Annotated in this window: 3 protein-coding genes; 2 read left to right on the top strand and 1 reads right to left on the bottom strand. The window is 39.9% G+C overall.

The window, feature by feature from the left end:
* Positions 1 to 213 (top strand): hypothetical protein (locus tag A1D25_RS10965; protein ID WP_205420566.1); only part of this gene is annotated, 213 nt, incomplete at its 5' end.
* 34 nt (positions 214 to 247) lie between these two features.
* On the opposite strand, the gene A1D25_RS01500 is transcribed toward A1D25_RS10965, so the two are convergent.
* Positions 248 to 607: a DUF4870 family protein gene (locus A1D25_RS01500; protein ID WP_157393956.1), complete on the bottom strand. Its 360-nt coding sequence runs from the start codon at positions 605 to 607 to the stop codon at positions 248 to 250.
* Between the two features lie 158 nt (positions 608 to 765).
* Between A1D25_RS01500 and parE the strand changes: the two genes are divergently transcribed.
* Positions 766 to 2,670 carry a DNA topoisomerase IV subunit B gene (parE, locus tag A1D25_RS01495; protein WP_157393955.1) on the top strand — a complete coding sequence of 635 codons (1,905 nt, stop codon included), beginning with the start codon at positions 766 to 768 and terminating at the stop codon, positions 2,668 to 2,670.
* The last annotated feature ends 31 nt before the right edge of the window (positions 2,671 to 2,701 follow it).

Genomic DNA, 2,701 nt, shown 5'->3' with positions numbered 1-2,701 from the left:
AAGCATAACCGTTTTTTCTACAAACCAGTGTCTAAGCACTCAGGGACGCCACAATTTACGGTTATGCTTGGTGGTAAAATAATACGTTTTTATTTTACCAATTTACAGTTGAGTAAGATACAAGGGACGCCACGCTGGCGTCCGTTAATTGGATACAACAAATTAGAGTTTGTCATCAGTCTGTATAGTGGGCTTAAGCCCACTATTTCGTAACTATTACTTTTAGATATTTTTCAATCCATTCCAGTTAAAGTAGCCATGAAGTTGGATTTACTGGCTTTTTATCTAATACTTTAATAAAACCGTATATAATTCGGACAGCATACCAAAGCCCTACTACAACGATAACGATAAAGCCAATCCCAATAAAGGAAAGTAATGCACCAATTACCGCACCTAAAAGACTCAACCAAAATGTTCTAATTAAGAATCTAAAGTGGTCAAAATAAACAGTGCCTTCTAGGTCTTTACGTTTAACATAAACGATAATTAGCCCAATTATTGTGGGTAAACCACCAATGAGTAGCCCACTTAAAAACAGAGCATAAGTAATAATGACAAGGGTTCTATGTGGGTCTTTAATGTCAGTAAGTTGCTGATCACTCATTTTTTTCTCCTATTGTTTAATGAATAAAAAATACACTATCATTATATACCCAACCATAGAGACAACCAAAGCCAAATATGATTTTCATTGAGCCACAGAGATAAATTCGGTAAAATCCGCCACTATTTTTGTTTCCACCTAACGATATGAGAGTCAAAATGTCTGAAAAACGCTACGATGCAGACGAAATTACGGTACTTAAAGATCTCGAACCCGTACAACTTCGCCCAGGAATGTACACCGATACTACTCGCCCAAACCATTTAGGGCAAGAAGTAATTGATAATAGTGTTGATGAAGCATTATCAGGCTATGCAAATCAAATTGATGTTATTTTACATAACGACAACTCATTGGAAGTAATAGATAACGGACGTGGAATGCCCGTTGATATTCACTCCACCGAAAAAATCTCAGGTGTAGAGCTTATTCTAACCAAGCTCCACGCAGGTGGAAAATTCTCAAATAAAAATTATACCTTCTCAGGCGGTTTACACGGTGTGGGTATTTCGGTAGTTAATGCCCTTTCAGAGCGTGTTGAAATTACGATTAAACGTGGTGGGGAAATTTATACTATTGCTTTCGCTAATGGTGTAAAAGTAGAAGAATTAACCGTTGTGGGTACTTGCCCTAAACGTCAGACAGGGACAACAGTCCGCTTTTATCCTAACCCGAAATATTTTGATTCAGCTAAATTTTCCGTTAGCCGTTTACGTCATTTACTGCGTGCTAAAGCGGTGCTTTGCCCGAAATTAACCATCAATTTTACCGATCACATCAACAACACCCAAGAAACTTGGTATTACGAAGACGGTTTATCTGATTACCTAGCAGACGCATTAAAAGAGCAGGAGTATTTACCAAGCCCTGCTTTTATTGGTGATGTTGTTAATGAAACGGAAGCATTAAACTGGGCGGTAACGTGGTTGCCACAAGGGGAATTGCTCGCCGAAAGTTATGTTAATTTAATCCCAACCGCACAAGGCGGGACTCACGTTAATGGCTTACGTCAGGGCTTATTCAAAGCTATTGCTGAATTTTGCGAAATCCATTCACTCTTACCGCGTGGAATAAAATTAGCCGCAGATGATGTCTGGAACAGATGTGCTTATATACTATCGCTTAAAATGCAAGAACCACAATTTGCAGGGCAAACGAAAGAACGCCTTTCTTCTCGCCAAGCCTCAAGCTATGTTGAAAATACAATTAAAGATGCTTTTACCCTTTGGTTACACCAAAACATCAATGTAGGTAAACAACTGGCAGAAATGGCAATTAGCTCGGCACAACATCGTTTGCAAGCAGAGAAAAAAGTGGTGCGTAAAAAGTTAGTGAGCGGACCTGCTTTACCTGGTAAGCTCAAAGATTGCATTTCGCAAGATTTATCGCAAACAGAACTATTTTTAGTAGAAGGTGATTCTGCAGGTGGTTCAGCAACGCAAGCTCGTAATAAAGAGAACCAAGCTATTTTGCCTTTGCGTGGCAAAATTTTAAATACTTGGGAAGTGTCTTCCGATCAGGTATTAGCCTCTACTGAAGTTCACGATATCGCCGTTGCAATGGGAATTGACCCCGACAGCGATGATTTAAGCCAACTTCGCTATGGCAAAATCTGTATTCTTGCTGATGCGGATTCAGACGGTTTACATATTGCAACGCTACTTTGTGCATTATTCCTACGCCATTTCCCGAATTTAGTCCGCAAAGGACACGTTTATGTCGCAATGCCACCACTTTACCGTATTGATATTGGAAAAGACGAAGTCCATTACGCCTTAGATGAAATCGAAAAAGAGGCAATTTTGGCTCGTTTAGCCAAGAAAAAAGGCACACCAAATGTGCAACGCTTTAAAGGATTGGGCGAAATGAACCCAAGCCAGCTAAGAGAAACCACGATGGATCCGAATACTCGCCGCTTGGTACAATTAACATTAGATACATTGAGCGAAGAAGAGGATTCTGCAACCTTTGAGATGATGGATATGCTTCTCGCTAAAAAACGAGCAGAAGATCGTAAACAGTGGCTACAAGAACGCGGCAACGAAGCTGAATTGAATGTGTAATAAACGGACAAACCAGACTGATGACAAACCC

The sequence above is a fragment of the Ursidibacter arcticus genome, from assembly GCF_009761375.1.
Classification (GTDB): domain Bacteria; phylum Pseudomonadota; class Gammaproteobacteria; order Enterobacterales; family Pasteurellaceae; genus Ursidibacter; species Ursidibacter arcticus.
This window is presented reverse-complemented; position numbering and strand designations above follow the sequence as displayed.